Origin of the sequence: Phaeovulum sp. (genome assembly GCF_047638075.1) — a bacterium.
GTDB lineage: Bacteria > Pseudomonadota > Alphaproteobacteria > Rhodobacterales > Rhodobacteraceae > UBA6197.
The window spans coordinates 1-14,900 of sequence record NZ_JBLJBV010000009.1; the positions used below are offsets into that span (position 1 = coordinate 1).

Below are 14,900 nucleotides of genomic sequence, written 5' to 3' on the forward strand. Positions count from 1 at the left end.
CCTGGACCAAGAAGAACGTCCATCCGGGCAAGATCGTTTCCACCTCGCAAGAGGTCGAAGTGATGGTTCTGGAAATCGACACCGCCAAGCGCCGCGTGTCGCTGGGTCTGAAGCAGACCATGCGCAACCCGTGGGAAGTGTTCGCCGAGGCCAACCCGGTTGGCACCGTCATCGAAGGCGAAGTCAAGAACATCACCGAATTCGGTCTGTTCGTCGGCCTCGACAACGACATCGACGGCATGGTTCACCTGTCGGATCTCAGCTGGGATCAGCGCGGCGAAGACGCAATCCAGAACTACCGCAAGGGCGACGTGGTGAAAGCCGCCGTCACCGAAGTGGACGTGGAAAAAGAGCGTATTTCGCTGTCCATCAAGAGTCTGGATGCCGACACGTTCTCGGATGCGGTTGACGGCGTGAAGCGTGGCTCGATCATCACTGTCGAGGTGACGGCGATCGAGGAAGGTGGAATCGAGTGCGATTACAACGGCATGAAGTCGTTCATTCGCCGCTCGGATCTGTCGCGCGACCGTGCCGACCAGCGCCCCGAGCGTTTCCAGGTGGGCGACAAGGTTGATGTGCGCGTGACCAACGTGGACAGCAAAACCCGCCGTCTGGGCGTCTCGATCAAGGCGCGTGAGATCGCCGAAGAGAAAGAAGCCGTGGAACAGTATGGTTCGTCGGATTCGGGTGCGTCCTTGGGCGACATTCTGGGCGCGGCCCTGAAGGGCGACAAATAAGCCGAAAGGTTTATGAAAATTGCAACGGCCCCGCCCTTTCGGCGGGGCCGTTTGCATTGGGCGATTCGGCTTTGGGGCGGGGTTTTGCCGCGCTTGTGGCCATGCTGCAGTGCAAAAGGTGCCCCTGGGAAGGGCAGTTTTGGCCGAAGGGTTAAAATTCTGCGCCTTTCCAAGCCTTTGCTGTTTGTCCGTGGGGGAAAATCCGCCTATAGTCGGGAAAAGAATTGCACCCGGGCTCTGGTATCCTGGGGTCCTTGGGGGGGATGCGCATGATCCGGTCTGAACTGATTACAAAAGTTTCCGAAGAAAACCCGCACCTGTTTCAACGCGACGTCGAAAAAATCGTGAATACGATATTCGACGAGATAGTAGAGGCGATGGCGCGCGGCGACAGGGTAGAGTTGCGCGGCTTTGGCGCGTTCTCGGTGAAAAAGCGCGACGCGCGTGTGGGGCGCAATCCGCGCACCGGAACCTCGGTTGAGGTTGATGAAAAACATGTGCCGTTTTTCAAAACCGGAAAACTGCTGCGCGATCGGCTGAATGAGGGCAATAACTGATATGTTTCGCGCATTGCGCACGGCTTTTCTGGCCGTTTTGGCCCTTGTCCTGATCGCGCTGGCGCTTGCCAACCGCGAAACGGTCACGTTGCGAATATTGCCGCCAGAGGCTGGCGATTTTCTGGGTTTCAGCTGGTCGGTTCACCTGCCGCTATTTCTGGTCATCTTCGCGGGCATCGTATTGGGCCTGCTGATTGGTTTTGTCTGGGAATGGATGCGCGAATACCGCATCCGCACCACCGCAACCCGGCAAGCACGCGAGGTGACCCGCTTGAAACGCGAGGTGTCGCGTCTGGCAACGCAAAAGCACGGCCCCAAAGACGAGGTTCTGGCGTTGCTTGAGGAACCGGGCCGCAAACGGTAGGTCAAGCCATGGCAATTCGCGTTAAAATCTGTGGCCTTACCCGGCCGGAACATATCGCTGTGGCGACCGATGCGGGCGCGCGGTATCTGGGTTTCGTGTTTTTTCCAAAATCGCCGCGCTGTCTGACAGTTTCCGCGGCGCGGGAATTGGCGTTGCTGGGGCCGCCGGGGGTGGCCAAAGTGGCGTTGGTGGTTGATGCCGATGACGCGACACTTGACGCTATCTTGCGCGAGGTGCCCATAGACATGCTACAGCTTCACGGGTCAGAAACCCCCGCCCGCGTGGCCGAAATACGGGCTCGTTTCGGCCTGCCGGTCATGAAGGCTGTGGGGGTGGCTGACGCCTCCGACCTTGCGATCCTTCCGGCCTATGAGGCGGTAGCCGACCAGATTTTGTTGGACGCCAAGCCTGCAAAAGATGCGGTGTTACCCGGCGGAAATGGGCTGGCATTCGACTGGCGGCTGATTGCCGGGCGCGCATGGATGAAGCCGTGGATCCTGGCCGGGGGTCTGACGCCGCAAAATGTGGCCGAGGCTGTGCGCCTGACCGGGGCGCGGCAGGTCGATGTATCGTCTGGGGTGGAAACTGCACCTGGGGTCAAGGACGCAGACCTTATTCGCGCGTTCATCGCCGCCGCGCGGGGGGAATAAAATGGCAATAGTAATCGCTATTGAGAAAGACGACCGGAACCTTCGGGCGGCGCATCCAACACAGCTTGTATGTAAGTACATAGTTGAAGAGCATGATGGTAAGCGCATACTTCAGCTTAACAGCTACGGCTCAGCCGGACGCGACATTCCGGGAAAACTAAGCCAGACTCTTCAGTTCACTGAGGCGTCTGCTTTTCAGCTTTTTCGCATTCTCCAGGCGGAATTTGGTTTCAAGGACTAGAAACATGGCCGACGATCTTTTCAACAGCTTTATGACCGGCCCGGATGAGCAGGGCCGCTTTGGCATTTTTGGCGGGCGGTTCGTCTCGGAAACGCTGATGCCGCTGATCCTTGAGCTTGAGGCCTGCTATGAGCATGCCAAGACGGACCCCAGTTTTTGGGCGCAGATGGACGATCTGTGGAAGCATTATGTTGGTCGCCCCAGCCCGCTATACCATGCCGAGCGTCTGACCGAACATCTGGGCGGTGCGAAAATCTACCTCAAGCGCGACGAGCTGAACCACACCGGCGCGCACAAGATCAATAACGTTCTGGGCCAGATCCTGCTGGCGATGCGGATGGGCAAGACCCGGATCATTGCAGAAACCGGTGCCGGTCAGCATGGCGTGGCAACGGCCACGGTCTGCGCGCGGTTCGGGCTGAAATGCGTGGTCTATATGGGCGCGACCGATGTGGAGCGGCAGGCGCCGAACGTGTTTCGGATGCGGCTTTTGGGGGCCGAGGTCATTCCCGTCACGTCCGGGCGCGGCACGCTGAAAGACGCGATGAACGATGCGCTGCGCGATTGGGTGACGAATGTGCGCGACACGTTCTATTGCATCGGCACGGTCGCAGGCCCGCACCCTTACCCCGCGATGGTGCGCGACTTTCAGTCGATCATCGGCAAGGAAGTGCGCGAACAGATGATGGAGCGTGAGGGCCGTCTGCCCGACACGCTGATCGCCGCGATTGGTGGCGGATCGAACGCGATGGGGCTGTTCTTTCCGTTCCTGGATGACGCTTCGGTCCATATCATCGGGGTCGAGGCGGGGGGCAAGGGGGTCAATGCCAAGATGGAGCATTGCGCCAGCCTGACCGGCGGGCGCCCCGGCGTTCTGCACGGCAACCGCACCTATCTGTTGCAAGACGACGATGGACAGATCCTTGAGGGCCATTCAATTTCGGCGGGCCTCGACTATCCCGGTATCGGCCCGGAACATGCCTGGCTGCATGATGTGGGCCGCGCCGAATATGTCAGCATCACCGACACAGAGGCGCTGGAGGCGTTTCAGCTCTGTTGCACGCTAGAAGGGATCATCCCCGCGCTAGAGCCCAGCCATGCGTTGGCGCATGTGCTGAAAATTGCCCCCGACCTGCCCAGTGACCACCTTTTGGTGATGAACATGTGTGGGCGCGGCGACAAGGACATCTTCACCGTGGCCAAGCATCTTGGCTTTGACATGAAGTTCTGAGGCGTGTGAGAAGGTTGCCGATCTGATTTTGGCCGGCTTAGCTTTCGCTATCGTCGCCCAGCAGGTTAAGGGTGCGCCGGTCGACATGATCGGCCAGCTCTGACGGGTCCAGCCGCGCCAACCCCGCCGTCCAGCTTGAAAACGCCTCGACCACCTCACAAAGGGCGGCAACGCGGGCGTCGGGGTTGGCGGCCTCTATCGCGTAAAGCCGGTCCAGCACCGGGGCCAATTCGCGGCGCTGGCGTTCGGCCATGATCTGGCGGGCGATGGCCCAGGGGTCTGACGGGGCCTGAAAATACTCTTTCCGGTCGCCGGGGGTGCGGGTCAGGTCAATCAAGCCCCATTGACGCAGCTCTTTCAGCGCGGTCGAAACGTTTGAGCGCGACAGCCCCAACCCCGTGACAAGGTCATCGGCACAAGGGGGGCTAACCGCACGCCAAATTGCCGCAAAGCACTGACCGGCGGGGCGTGAAAGGCCCATCCGTTGGGCCAGATCGGCAAAAAGATTGCTCAGTTCGGGCTGTCGTGCCGCACGCATCGGGTCCTCCACGGGTGATCTTGAGGGTTCTATCATCCCCAAACGGCATTGTCGCGTGCCAGTTCGGCGCGGGTTTGCCGATCGTTGGTGCTTGGTGCCGCTCAGCAGGGGTTTTGGCCTATCACCGCTGAAGGCTTTCAGCGGCGGCGGCAAATCCGGCCAGTAGCGCGGGTTCTGCGTGGCCTGCGGTGGCGTGTACGCTTTGGGCCGCCAGCGCGTGGGTATAAAGTTCTGGCAGCGGGCCATGGCCCAGCACCAGCACGCTTTGGCCCAGCCACCAGGGCCGCACGGCGGCAAGCTCGGCCCCGATCAGCGCGCCCCAGATGCGGGCCTGTGCCGGGCCGGGGGGCATCTGCCGGGCAGTTGCCAGTATTCGCAGCAGGTGTTCAGGCCGCGAAAGGCCGTCCGATAAGGCGCTGTCAAACGCCATAAGGTCGATGTCGGCTGGCAGTGCCCCCACAGCGGCGGCCAGTGTGCCTGCTGCGGTGCTGGCCACGCTGACAACCTCGCCCGCGCTGATATGCGCCCAAAGACCATAGGCGTCGGTCAGGCAGATCACGCCGTCAAACTGTGGCTGGCCGCGCAGACATCCGGCAAGGCATAGCGCCTGCGCGGCAGTGACGCGATCTTGCGGTTTGGTCTGTGTCAGCCCGCCAACCCGCCAAAAACCCGGCGCTGACGCCGGGGTAGGGCGGGCGGGCTGCGGTGGGCAGGGCAGGGCGGCGGGTGCGGGTTCTGGCAGCCCGGCTACCAAAATGGGCAGCGGGGCCGTGCCCTCGGGTCGCCGCCACGGGGCGGCCAGCGTGGCGATGGCGTCAAACGGGTCTTGACCGGGGGCCACCTGCCCAGCGGCTTGCGCAAGGGCTGCCCCTTCGGCGTTGCCCGCCCAGACGCGCAGATCATTCCCGTCCACCGCTGCGCCGATCCATCGGATGTCGTTCATGCTGCCCCCAATGCGGTGCCCGCAGCCTAAGAGTGGCCCGGGGTGCCTTTGTTCCGGTCAGACCATGATTTCGCCGCGCGATCAAGCCAGCGGGCGACCATCCCGGCGGATGCTTAGCCGTCGCCCCGGCTTAGACATTCGGCCAGCGTCGCCGCCATTTGGCCTAGCAGCCCTTCGTACAGCGCAGGCCCATAAGGCAGCCCGCTGCCCGAGGGATCCAACGCGCCGCCGACGTGCACGCCGGTGCCTTCGACCAGAACGGTGACCGGCCGGGGGTCATGGCCAGCCTCGGGAAAGGCGCAAACCACGCCGTTTTGGGCCATGGCGTCGCGCAGCGCTGTCAGATGTGCCGCGCCGGGTGTTGTCGCATCACCCAGATTGATCGCGCCCGCGATATGCAGCCCAAAGCGGTCCGCAAAATAGCCGTAAGCATCGTGGAACACCACGAAAGGCCGGTTGGCCACCGGGGCAAGCAAAGTCGCCGCCTCGGCCTGAGCGGCGTCAATTCGCGCGCGGGCGGCATCGGCGTTCTGGTGGTAGGTCGCGGCGTGCTCGGGGTCTGCGGCCGCCAGATCCGCTGCGATCAGCCCTACCCACACCTTGGCGTTTTCCGGGTCAAGCCAGGCGTGCGGGTCAGTGTCGCCATGATCATGGTCGGCGTTGTGGCCATGCTCGTCCACCTCGGCGGCGGTAAAGGGGCGCCGATGCGTTGGTTCGGCCGCCAAAAGGCCCAAGGGCTTGGCCGTACCGCCAACCCCTGCTACCGCACGGTCAAGCCACGGCGTCATTTCAGGGCCAACCCAGATGACCAGATCCGCCCCTTGCAGCGTTTTGGCCTGTGACGGGCGCAGCTGATAGCTATGGGCATTGCCGCCCTGTTCCAGCAGCACCGCAGGCATGCCCAGATCGCCCATTACCTGCGCGGTCAGGGATTGGACCGCCGGAATATCGGTCACTACACGCGGCACATCGGCTACCGAGGGGCAGGCAAGCGTGGTCAGGGCAAGGGTCAGGGCAAGGTTACGCATCGTCGCTCCGTGTGATCTTGTAACGTCTGGGGGCGTTGTCTATGTTATGACATAACAGGTCAAGCGAAATGTGATAAGATAACGTTATGTCGAAAAGCCACCCTCCCCAACGCGATGCTGGCCTGGCCTTTGCCCGGCATGACCACGCCCTTTGCGCCGGTGAAACGCTGGCCCGCGCCAAAGCCGTGGCCAAGGCGCGGGGCGCGCGCCTGACCCCGGTGCGCCACCGCGCGCTTGAGATCTTGCTTGAGGCGCATCGTGCAATGGGCGCTTATGAGGTGCTTGACCGTCTCGCATCCGATGGCTTTGGCAAACAACCCCCGGTGGCCTACCGCGCGCTTGAATTTCTGGTCGACAACGGGCTTGCCCACCGTATTCGCCGTCTGAATGCCTTTACCGCCTGCATGCATCCCGATAAGGCGCATGCGCCGGTGTTCCTGATCTGCCGCACCTGCAATACCGTCGCAGAGGCTTGTGCCGCCCCGGTGCGTGATGCCCTGAACCGCGCAGCGGCCAACCTTGGCTTTACCGTCGAGCGCGCCAACATCGAGGCGCTGGGCCTTTGCCCCGCCTGCCATACGGCCGCGCAATGAGCCTGATTTCCGCGGCCGGCCTTGGCGTGGCGCATGGTGGCGTTGCCGTGCTGTCGAACGTCGATTTTACCATCGCCGCAGGCGAAATTGTCACCGTGGTCGGGCCAAACGGATCGGGTAAATCAACGCTTGTTCGTGCGCTGATCGGGCTGGAGCCGGCAGCAACGGGGCAGGTGCGCCGCGCCCCCGGCCTGCGCATCGGCTATGTGCCGCAGCGACTGCATATCGACGCGACCCTGCCGATGACGGTGCGCCGGTTTTTGTCTTTGCCGCGCCGGGTCGATGATGCCGCCGCCCGTGCGGCGCTGGCGCGCTGCGGTGTCGAAGGGATCGAGGCGCGGCAGATGGCCCGCCTGTCCGGCGGGCAGTTTCAGCGCGTTCTGCTCGCACGCGCGCTACTGGCCAACCCGGCGATCCTGATCCTTGATGAGGCGACCCAAGGGCTGGACCAACCCGGCGTTGCCGCCTTCTACCGATTGCTCGAGGAGGTCCGGCAGGAAACCGGCGCAGCGGTGCTGATGGTCAGCCATGATCTGCATGTGGTGATGTCGGCGTCCGACCGGGTGATCTGCCTCAATGGTCATGTCTGCTGTCAGGGCACGCCGCGGGTGGTGTCGGCAGCACCGGAATACCGCGCGCTGTTCGGGCTTGGGACCGGCGGCGCGCTGGCGCTTTACCAGCACGTCCATGACCATGACCATGACGACCACACCCATGACGACCACACCCATGCCGGTGGGCACGACCACGCCCCCCCGGGCCATGGCCCTGCGCCCAAGGACCACCGCCATGCTGGATGATTTTCTGACCCGCGCCGGGCTTGCCGGTCTGGGGCTGACGCTGGCCACCGGGCCGTTGGGCTCTTTCGTGGTGTGGCGTCGGATGGCCTATTTCGGTGATGCCACCGCCCATGCCGCGATCCTTGGCGTGGCGCTGTCGTTCGGCTTTGGCATATCGGTCTATGCGGGAACTTTGGCGGTGGCGCTGGGGATGGCGGTTACCGTGGCCACGCTGGCCGGGCGCGGCCATGCGATGGATACGACACTGGGGGTGCTGGCCCATTCGGCGCTGGCCTTCGGTCTTGTGGCGGCGTCGTTTCAAAGCGGCCTTCGGGTTGACCTGTCGGCCTGGCTGTTTGGCGACATTCTGTCTGTCCGCCGTGTGGATCTGGTGATGGTCTGGGGCGGCGCATTGACGGTGCTGGCGTTGCTGGTGTGGCGCTGGCAAGGCCTGCTGACCGCCACCGTAAACGAGGAACTGGCCCAAGCAGAAGGTCTCAACCCCAAATACGAACGTCTCGCCCTGACGATCGCGTTGGCGTTGGTGGTGGCTGTCGCGCTCAAGATTGTCGGCGCCTTGCTGATCTCGGCACTGCTGATCATCCCGGCGGCTACCGCACGCCAGTTTGCCCGCAACCCAGAGTCGATGGCAGTTGGCGCCACATTTGCAGGTGCCGCATCGGTCTTGCTTGGGCTTGCGGCCTCGCTGCGGTTTGATACGCCCGCCGGCCCTTCGATCGTGGCAGCCAGCACCTGCCTTTTTGCAGCCTCACTCGTGATGCCTCGCCCAAAAACCTGACCCCTTTTACTTTGGTGGAAATACTCCGGGGGTCCGGGGGCAGCGCCCCCGGCCGGGCCTTACCGCCCAACGCTGGTATAGCCCTCGAATCCGGCCTTTTCGGCGTCTTTCGCATTGTAGATATTGCGCAGATCCGCCATCCGTGGGCTTGCCATCTTTTTGGCCAATCGTTTCAGATCCAATGCGCGAAATTCATTCCACTCGGTCAACAGGACCAGACAATCAGCTTTCTGCGCGGCCTTATAGGCGTCATCCATCCAGTTCACGCCGGGCAGCAGCAGCGTGCCTTCGCGCGCGCCCTGAGGGTCGACGACCCGCACCTTGGCCCCGGCCCCCACCAACGCGGGCACGATGGTCAGGCTGGGGGCATCCCGCATATCGTCGGTATTGGGTTTGAATGTCACCCCCAACACCACCACGACCTTGCCGTTGACCGACCCGTCACACAGATCGACGATCTTGTCGATCATCCGGCGCTTGATCTCGTCATTGACCTTGATCACGGTTTCGGTGATCTGCATCGGCACGGCGTGATCCTGCCCCATCCGGGCCAAAGCCTGCGTGTCCTTGGGAAAACAAGACCCGCCATAGCCCGGCCCGGCATGCAGAAACTTATTGCCGATACGGCCATCCAGCCCCATGCCTCGCGCTACCTCTTTCACATCGGCGCCGACCTTTTCGCATAGCCGGGCGATTTCGTTGATGAAGGTGATCTTGGTCGCCAAGAACGCGTTGGCGGCATATTTGATCATCTCGGCGGTTTCCAGGTCGGTATAGATCACCGGAAATTCGCGCAAGAACAGCGGCCGGTAAACCTCGCCCATGATATCGCGACCCCGATCCGAGGTGACACCCACCACCACCCTGTCGGGGCGCATGAAGTCGTCAATCGCCGCGCCTTCACGCAGGAATTCGGGGTTTGAGGCCACGTCAAAATCAGCATCCGGGCGGGCGTTGCGGATCGTGCGCTCCACGGCGCTGTTGGTGCCCACTGGTACGGTCGATTTGGTCACGACCACGGTGTAGCCGGACATCGCAGCGGCGATTTCTTCGGCGGCCGCCATGACATAGGTCAGATCGGCGTGGCCGTCGCCCCGGCGCGTCGGCGTGCCAACGGCAATGAACACCGCCTCGGCACCCTCTACCGCTGCCGCCAGATCCTGGGTGAATGACAGCCGTCCGGCGGCCACGTTCTTGGCCATCAGCACATCCAACCCCGGCTCATAGATCGGCACTTCACCGCGTGTCAGCATTTCGATCTTGCGGGGATCCTTGTCCACGCAAATAACTTCATGCCCGAAATCGGAAAAGCAAACCCCCGACACCAATCCTACATAACCAGTTCCGATCATCGCAATCTTCATAATAAAGCCTCTTTCAAACCCAACCCTTGTCGTGCGGCAATGAGGGGCGCAGTGTCAACGTTGTTGCGGGGGTAACGCGCGACTTCCCGCGCGCGAAAGGTCGCGGTAAAAGACGGTTCAGCGCCGTCGCATTCCCACGGCAGGGTGGAATGTGACCTGTCACCGCGAACGCCCGCGCCGCAAATTCACGCCGCAAATTCACGCTGGCGAAGCCCCGCAGGGCGGCTTTGGCACCTGAATCGGGCATTCGCGCGCCTTTTTCGCGGTGTTTCGGCTAAACTGCAACACTCTCCGAGAGACTAAGCGGGGCTGATTTGATTCTCTCTTTGCAACCCAATGTGATTGTGCGAGTGTCGCTTTGATGCTGTCGGCGTCGGCGGCTTTCTATCGTAATGACGGAGAATACAATGAAAAATATCGTTTCCATCGCCCTGGCCCTCGGCCTGACTGCTTCCACCGCTTTTGCCGGCGGCTACTCCGCTCCGGTCGTCGAAGCTGAGCCTGTTGTCGTGGAAGGCTCGTCCTCCTCGAACCCCGGCCTGCTGGTCCCGGCTCTGCTGATCCTGGCCGTTGCCGTCGCTGTGGCTTCGAACGACTGATTTCAGTCGTCCCGAAGGGACAGAAAAAGAGGCCGGAAAGCGTTTGCTTTCCGGTCTTCTTTTTTACTTATGGGCCAAACGCGAAGCCGATTCCAAAACCGCGGCCAAGGCACACAGTTTTTCCATTCACTATCGGGTCGCATCACGGGCGAAGGGTTTGCAGCGCCACATACCCCAAACCGGGCCCGATCCATTGACGTGACAAGATGATTTGCCCATTTTCCGCCACAAGATAGCTGTTGCCAATGCTCAGCCCGCTTGCGCTACAAACCTCGACCATCTGCATGCCTGTCCAGTTGACCCCCGCAAAGCTATAGCTTTGGGTGGTGCCCCGCGTCAGTGTGCAGCTTAGCCGCAGCGGGCGCTCAATGCCCTCACCATCCAGATATCGCTGAATTCTATGGCTTTTTCCGGGGGTGCGGGTAGCCAAAAGTTGGGGCGTAGCCCCCGGATCGGCTGACATCAGATCACGGCCCAATCCGCGCGTGGCAATCAAGACCCCATCTTGCAAAACCACATTTTGCTGACTTGGTGTGGCGTAGGTGCGTTTGCTGCCATTCTCACCGATCATGCCAAGAACAGTCGTCGCCCCTTGGGTTTCGATCGTAGCCAAAAGCAACGGCCCCGTGTTTGACGCAAGCGCGGCACGGGCCAGGTCCTCTTGACCGACAGGCGCTGTGACCTTGGCCGTCTTACCCGGCTTTAGCCGCGCAAACACCCCTTTGGCCATATTGCCAACCATTGCCGTGTTTGCGGTTTTACCGGTGTCGCTGCCGCAACCCGCAAGCGTCAGCAACGCCGCTGCCACCGCAGTGGCGGCCGTCAGGCGTAGGGTATTTGTCATCGCCAGAACCTTCCCCAGCCTTCATAAAGCTCGCCGGTGTGGCTGTCGCGGATCGTCTCGTACAGGCGCCCGTCAATATCCACCCGCGCACCGCCATCGCCGGTCACCGGCCGGATCGTGGTCTTGAACTTGCTGACCGTGGGGCGCCCTGTTATCCAGGCAACTGGGAATGACACCCGGACGCCCTTGTCAAATGACCCGTCGCCAAAATCATCCGAGGACATATCCGTGACGGTTGCAAAGGCGCCTACCCGCCAGCCATTGGCAAACTCTCGGTCAATGCTAAGCGTCGTGCCCCAATCCTCGTCCAGGTAGCGGCCCACATCCAACTGCCCGGTAAAGCCCTTGCCCAGATCATAATAGGCCGAGGCATGACCGGTCACGACATCATAATCACGAAAATCAAACTGTTGGTCAAAGTCGCGCTGCTTGACGTAGTTCAGCTCGGCGCCCAAGGCCAGACGGCTATCGACCGGCTTCCACAACAATTCACCCGATATGCCACCATACATCCGCTCCAACAGGCCGACGGTGACGCGCGAATAGAGGTTCTCCGCCGGCCGTGCATACCATGCCAGCGTCAGGTTCTGGATCGCCAGATCGCCATGCTTTCGGTATTCAACCAGATCCGACCGCACAGGATAGACCTTGGAATTCGATACATGCGTGCTGTCATCCAGATTACCCAAAACTTTCTGACGCACAGTTCCCGACAGCACCAGCCCCGGAGCAAATTCGTATTTCGCCGCCAGCGAAACGCCAATATCGGCGCGCACTGAATCGTCATCGTCATACCACGACATCTCGCCATAGGGTGTCATCGCCCATTGGAACCGTGGAAACAGCCCCTCGGTCATGCGCAAGCCGTCATCCGGCCCGGCAACGGCATCTGTAAGCGTCGCCCGCTGCAAAATTGCATTGGAGTTTTCATTCTCCAACCGTTCCAGATCGCTGCGCTTGAACGCGACCGAGGATACCGGCATCCCGCGCGCTACATTGGTCACTACGATGGTCTCTACCGAGGGCGGCAGCGCCCGTGTCAGGATGCGCGCGGTGTGGCCAATCGCCTGCGGGCGGGCGTCATAAGTCTCATTGCGCACGCGCACCTCAGCCCGCGTCGCAGAAAGCGACATGGATTCAAGGATCTGTCCGTCTTTCTTAAGGCTTTCGGCAACCACGCGCTGCACACCGGGGTGCACAGAACTGTCAGCGGTCCAAGCCCCGGACCAGCCCTCCGGGTCCATCGCGGGCGCCGGCCGCGGCCGCACCGGTAGCGGCGCCTTTTCAATGCCCGACGGGAAGGGCGGCTTGCGCGGATCGATGCTCAGGTTGAACTGAAACCCCACTTCGCTGCCGTAAAGGTAATAGGCTGAAACACTGGCCAGCGAATTGAAGCGGTAATCCACCCCGAAATTGACCGAAGAGTCGCGTTCCAACTCGCCCATCGCAACCTCTTGCACAAAGGCGTCCGACGAATATTCGGCCTTCAGCGTCAGCTTGTCATTCGGGGCCCAGGCCAGCCCGAAAAAGGGCGCAACCTCGCCTCTGAACCATTGGCTTGAATTCAGCTTTCCGATCTTATCATAGTTCAACGGTGGTCGGTCGCCAAAAGGCGACCCCCAGCCGTCTTTCGATCCCAACCGCCCCCAGCCAAGCCCGGCTGTCGCGCGCACGCTGTCGCCAAAGGTCTTGGTTGCGACGATGTACTCCGATGAATAGGCCCCGGTCCCGATAAAATCGCGCACGCCAACCGCAAGTGCCGGGCGCCAGTCGGTTTCATCCAAAAAGCGGTAGTGAAAATCGAATGAGCGGTCCTTGAGCTCATCCCCCCCCGATCCGAAACCCGGCACGCGCGAATAACGCAAAGCCGCCGTCATCCGTGGTGTGATCTGGAAACTGAACGTTGTGCGCTGCGTGTCGCCCATCCAAAACAGGGAAGCACCCAGCAGGCCATCGGGCAGGCTTTCAGCCGTCGGCATATCGACCAGACCGGGCAGGCCAAAGGTGCCGCGCGCATTGCCGATCATCGGCTCCGCCATCCCCGCCGGCGCCGCAACCGAGGCCGCCACCGCAACCGCGACGATATTCCTGCTGATCCTGCGTTTGCCCGGCACGCGAACCTCCTGCTTTGAACTTTGGCCCTTTATACCGGATTTGACCTTCGGGGCGAGAGGCAATGCCATGGGGACGACATTTCCCAAGGCATGATGGCGATGTTGCATCAGGGAAAGATCGCAGCCCCGTTAAAACCTGATAAAACCCGCCAGATCCAAAAGCCAAGGGCTGGCGGCACAGCTTTTGTTTGGCCGAAATACTCCCGCCGGAGGCTTCCGCCGCGATGGCAGAGGCGACCGGCGGGGCATCGGTTACATGCAGGACTCAAATAACGCACGGGTGTTTTCGCGCGTCATTTCAATGGGGTTGCCGCCACAGGACGGGTCTTGCAACGCCATTTCCGTCAACTCGTCCAGCTGCGCCGGGTCTACCCCCAGCGCGGTCAGGTTTTCAGGTATTGCCAACTCTGCGCGCAACGCCATGATCGCTGCGAGAAAACCGTCAAAACCGCCTTTGATCCCCAGATAGGCAGCGGCTTTTTCGATCCGCTCCGTGATTGCGCTGCGGTTGAAATCCAGCACCATCGGCATCACCACAGCGTTGGTCGTGCCGTGGTGGGTGCCGTAGACGGCGCCGATCGGATGGCTGAGCGAATGGATCGCGCCCAGACCTTTCTGGAACGCCACCGCCCCCATTGCCGCCGCTGACATCATATGCGCGCGCGCCTCAAGATCGCTGGGGTTGGCATAGACTTCGGGCAGATTTTCAAATGCCAGCCGCATGCCTTCCAGCGCAATGCCCTGGCTCATCGGGTGGTAAAAGGGGCTGCAATAGGCCTCAAGGCAATGCGCCAGCGCATCCATGCCGGTGCCAGCGGTAATGAATTTGGGCATCCCCACCGTCAGTTCCGGATCGCAGATGGTGACCGAGGGCAGAATTTTCGGATGAAAGATGATCTTTTTCTGATGCGTGGCGGTATTGGTCAAAACTCCTGCGCGGCCAACCTCTGACCCTGTTCCGGCAGTGGTCGGCACCGCGATGATTGGCGCTATTTTCGTGGCATCCGCGCGGGTATACCAGTCGCCCACATCCTCCAGATCCCAGACCGACAGGCCCGGCGCCTGATCCGCCATCAGCGCGATCATCTTGCCCAGATCCAGCGCCGAGCCGCCACCAAAACAGATTACGCCGTCATGACCGCCTGCCTTGTAGGCGGCGATGCCGTCGGTCATGTTTGCCTCATTGGGGTTCGGGTCCACTTTTGAAAAGACGGCATGGCCAAGGCCGGCTGCCTCCAGAATGGCCAGCGCCTGCGCCGTGATCGGTAGCGCCGCCAGTGCCTTGTCGGTAACCAGCAGCGGCTTTTTCAGCCCGACTGCCTTGCAGTGATCGGCCAGTTCCGAAATTCGGCCCGCGCCGAATTTGATCGCCGTGGGGTAGGACCAGTTTGCCGTAAGGGTCATTTTGTCACCTTTTTCAGATGGTAGGATTTTGGCCGCGTAACCGAATAAAAGCCCAAGACAGACAGGCTGCCGCCCCGGCCCGTATCCTTGCAGCCGGTCCAGCACAGCGCGGGGT

17 protein-coding genes are annotated in these 14,900 nt (G+C 61.6%); 10 read left to right on the forward strand and 7 right to left on the reverse strand.

Annotated elements, in window-relative coordinates; translation table 11 throughout:
• The 6 genes from ACM62R_RS01080 to trpB all read left to right on the forward strand — a co-directional run.
• Positions 1–737: S1 RNA-binding domain-containing protein (locus ACM62R_RS01080; protein ID WP_415182221.1), on the forward strand; the 737-nt coding region annotated here is incomplete at its 5' end.
• 269 nt (positions 738–1,006) lie between these two features.
• Positions 1,007–1,294 carry an integration host factor subunit beta gene (gene ihfB, locus ACM62R_RS01085; RefSeq protein WP_415182222.1) on the forward strand — a complete coding sequence of 96 codons (288 nt, stop codon included), beginning with the start codon at positions 1,007–1,009 and terminating at the stop codon, positions 1,292–1,294.
• Positions 1,278–1,658 carry a LapA family protein gene (locus ACM62R_RS01090; protein WP_415182223.1) on the forward strand — a complete coding sequence of 127 codons (381 nt, stop codon included), beginning with the start codon at positions 1,278–1,280 and terminating at the stop codon, positions 1,656–1,658. The genes ihfB and ACM62R_RS01090 overlap by 17 nt, the downstream gene beginning before the upstream one ends.
• Before the next feature lie 8 nt (positions 1,659–1,666).
• Positions 1,667–2,308: a phosphoribosylanthranilate isomerase gene (locus ACM62R_RS01095; RefSeq protein ID WP_415182224.1), complete on the forward strand. Its 642-nt coding sequence runs from the start codon at positions 1,667–1,669 to the stop codon at positions 2,306–2,308.
• Position 2,309: 1 nt separating this feature from the next.
• Positions 2,310–2,549 carry a hypothetical protein gene (locus ACM62R_RS01100; protein ID WP_415182225.1) on the forward strand — a complete coding sequence of 80 codons (240 nt, stop codon included), beginning with the start codon at positions 2,310–2,312 and terminating at the stop codon, positions 2,547–2,549.
• Positions 2,550–2,553: 4 nt separating this feature from the next.
• The gene (trpB, locus tag ACM62R_RS01105; protein WP_415182226.1) at positions 2,554–3,780 is read left to right on the forward strand and encodes a tryptophan synthase subunit beta; all 1,227 of its coding nucleotides are present in this window, start codon (positions 2,554–2,556) and stop codon (positions 3,778–3,780) included.
• 37 nt (positions 3,781–3,817) lie between these two features.
• Here the strand turns inward: trpB and ACM62R_RS01110 are convergent, their stop codons facing one another.
• The 3 genes from ACM62R_RS01110 to ACM62R_RS01120 form a co-directional block, all read right to left on the reverse strand.
• A complete protein-coding gene (locus ACM62R_RS01110; RefSeq protein WP_415182227.1) occupies positions 3,818–4,318 on the reverse strand; it encodes a GbsR/MarR family transcriptional regulator in 501 nt (166 codons plus the stop codon).
• A 121-nt stretch (positions 4,319–4,439) separates the two neighbouring features.
• The gene (locus tag ACM62R_RS01115) at positions 4,440–5,261 is read right to left on the reverse strand and encodes a 2-dehydro-3-deoxygalactonokinase (RefSeq protein WP_415182228.1); all 822 of its coding nucleotides are present in this window, start codon (positions 5,259–5,261) and stop codon (positions 4,440–4,442) included.
• A gap of 113 nt (positions 5,262–5,374) precedes the next feature.
• Positions 5,375–6,289, reverse strand: coding sequence for a zinc ABC transporter substrate-binding protein (locus ACM62R_RS01120; RefSeq protein ID WP_415182229.1), 915 nt, complete (start codon positions 6,287–6,289; stop codon positions 5,375–5,377).
• An 86-nt stretch (positions 6,290–6,375) separates the two neighbouring features.
• Here ACM62R_RS01120 and ACM62R_RS01125 point away from each other — a divergent pair, with 86 nt between their 5' ends.
• Genes ACM62R_RS01125 through ACM62R_RS01135 form a run of 3 tightly spaced genes read left to right on the forward strand, consistent with a single transcriptional unit; the run spans position 6,376 to position 8,460 of the window.
• Positions 6,376–6,882: a Fur family transcriptional regulator gene (locus ACM62R_RS01125; protein ID WP_415182230.1), complete on the forward strand. Its 507-nt coding sequence runs from the start codon at positions 6,376–6,378 to the stop codon at positions 6,880–6,882.
• Positions 6,879–7,682, forward strand: coding sequence for an ATP-binding cassette domain-containing protein (locus ACM62R_RS01130; protein ID WP_415182231.1), 804 nt, complete (start codon positions 6,879–6,881; stop codon positions 7,680–7,682). The genes ACM62R_RS01125 and ACM62R_RS01130 overlap by 4 nt, the downstream gene beginning before the upstream one ends.
• Positions 7,672–8,460 (forward strand): metal ABC transporter permease, encoded by a 789-nt coding sequence (locus ACM62R_RS01135; protein ID WP_415182232.1) that lies wholly within the window; start codon positions 7,672–7,674, stop codon positions 8,458–8,460. Before ACM62R_RS01130 ends, ACM62R_RS01135 begins: the two co-directional genes overlap by 11 nt.
• A 59-nt stretch (positions 8,461–8,519) precedes the next feature.
• Here the strand turns inward: ACM62R_RS01135 and ACM62R_RS01140 are convergent, their stop codons facing one another.
• Positions 8,520–9,824: a UDP-glucose dehydrogenase family protein gene (locus ACM62R_RS01140; protein ID WP_415182233.1), complete on the reverse strand. Its 1,305-nt coding sequence runs from the start codon at positions 9,822–9,824 to the stop codon at positions 8,520–8,522.
• A gap of 407 nt (positions 9,825–10,231) precedes the next feature.
• Here ACM62R_RS01140 and ACM62R_RS01145 point away from each other — a divergent pair, with 407 nt between their 5' ends.
• Positions 10,232–10,423: a hypothetical protein gene (locus ACM62R_RS01145; RefSeq protein ID WP_415182234.1), complete on the forward strand. Its 192-nt coding sequence runs from the start codon at positions 10,232–10,234 to the stop codon at positions 10,421–10,423.
• A gap of 142 nt (positions 10,424–10,565) precedes the next feature.
• Here ACM62R_RS01145 and ACM62R_RS01150 read toward each other — a convergent pair whose 3' ends face one another.
• The 3 genes from ACM62R_RS01150 to ACM62R_RS01160 all read right to left on the reverse strand — a co-directional run bounded on the left by ACM62R_RS01150 (position 10,566) and on the right by ACM62R_RS01160 (position 14,785).
• The gene (locus ACM62R_RS01150; protein ID WP_415182235.1) at positions 10,566–11,267 is read right to left on the reverse strand and encodes a YjbF family lipoprotein; all 702 of its coding nucleotides are present in this window, start codon (positions 11,265–11,267) and stop codon (positions 10,566–10,568) included.
• Entirely contained in the window at positions 11,264–13,381 is a 2,118-nt protein-coding gene (locus ACM62R_RS01155) for a YjbH domain-containing protein (protein WP_415182236.1), read from the reverse strand. Before ACM62R_RS01155 ends, ACM62R_RS01150 begins: the two co-directional genes overlap by 4 nt.
• A gap of 252 nt (positions 13,382–13,633) precedes the next feature.
• Positions 13,634–14,785 (reverse strand): iron-containing alcohol dehydrogenase, encoded by a 1,152-nt coding sequence (locus ACM62R_RS01160; RefSeq protein WP_415182237.1) that lies wholly within the window; start codon positions 14,783–14,785, stop codon positions 13,634–13,636.
• Positions 14,786–14,900: the final 115 nt, after the last annotated feature.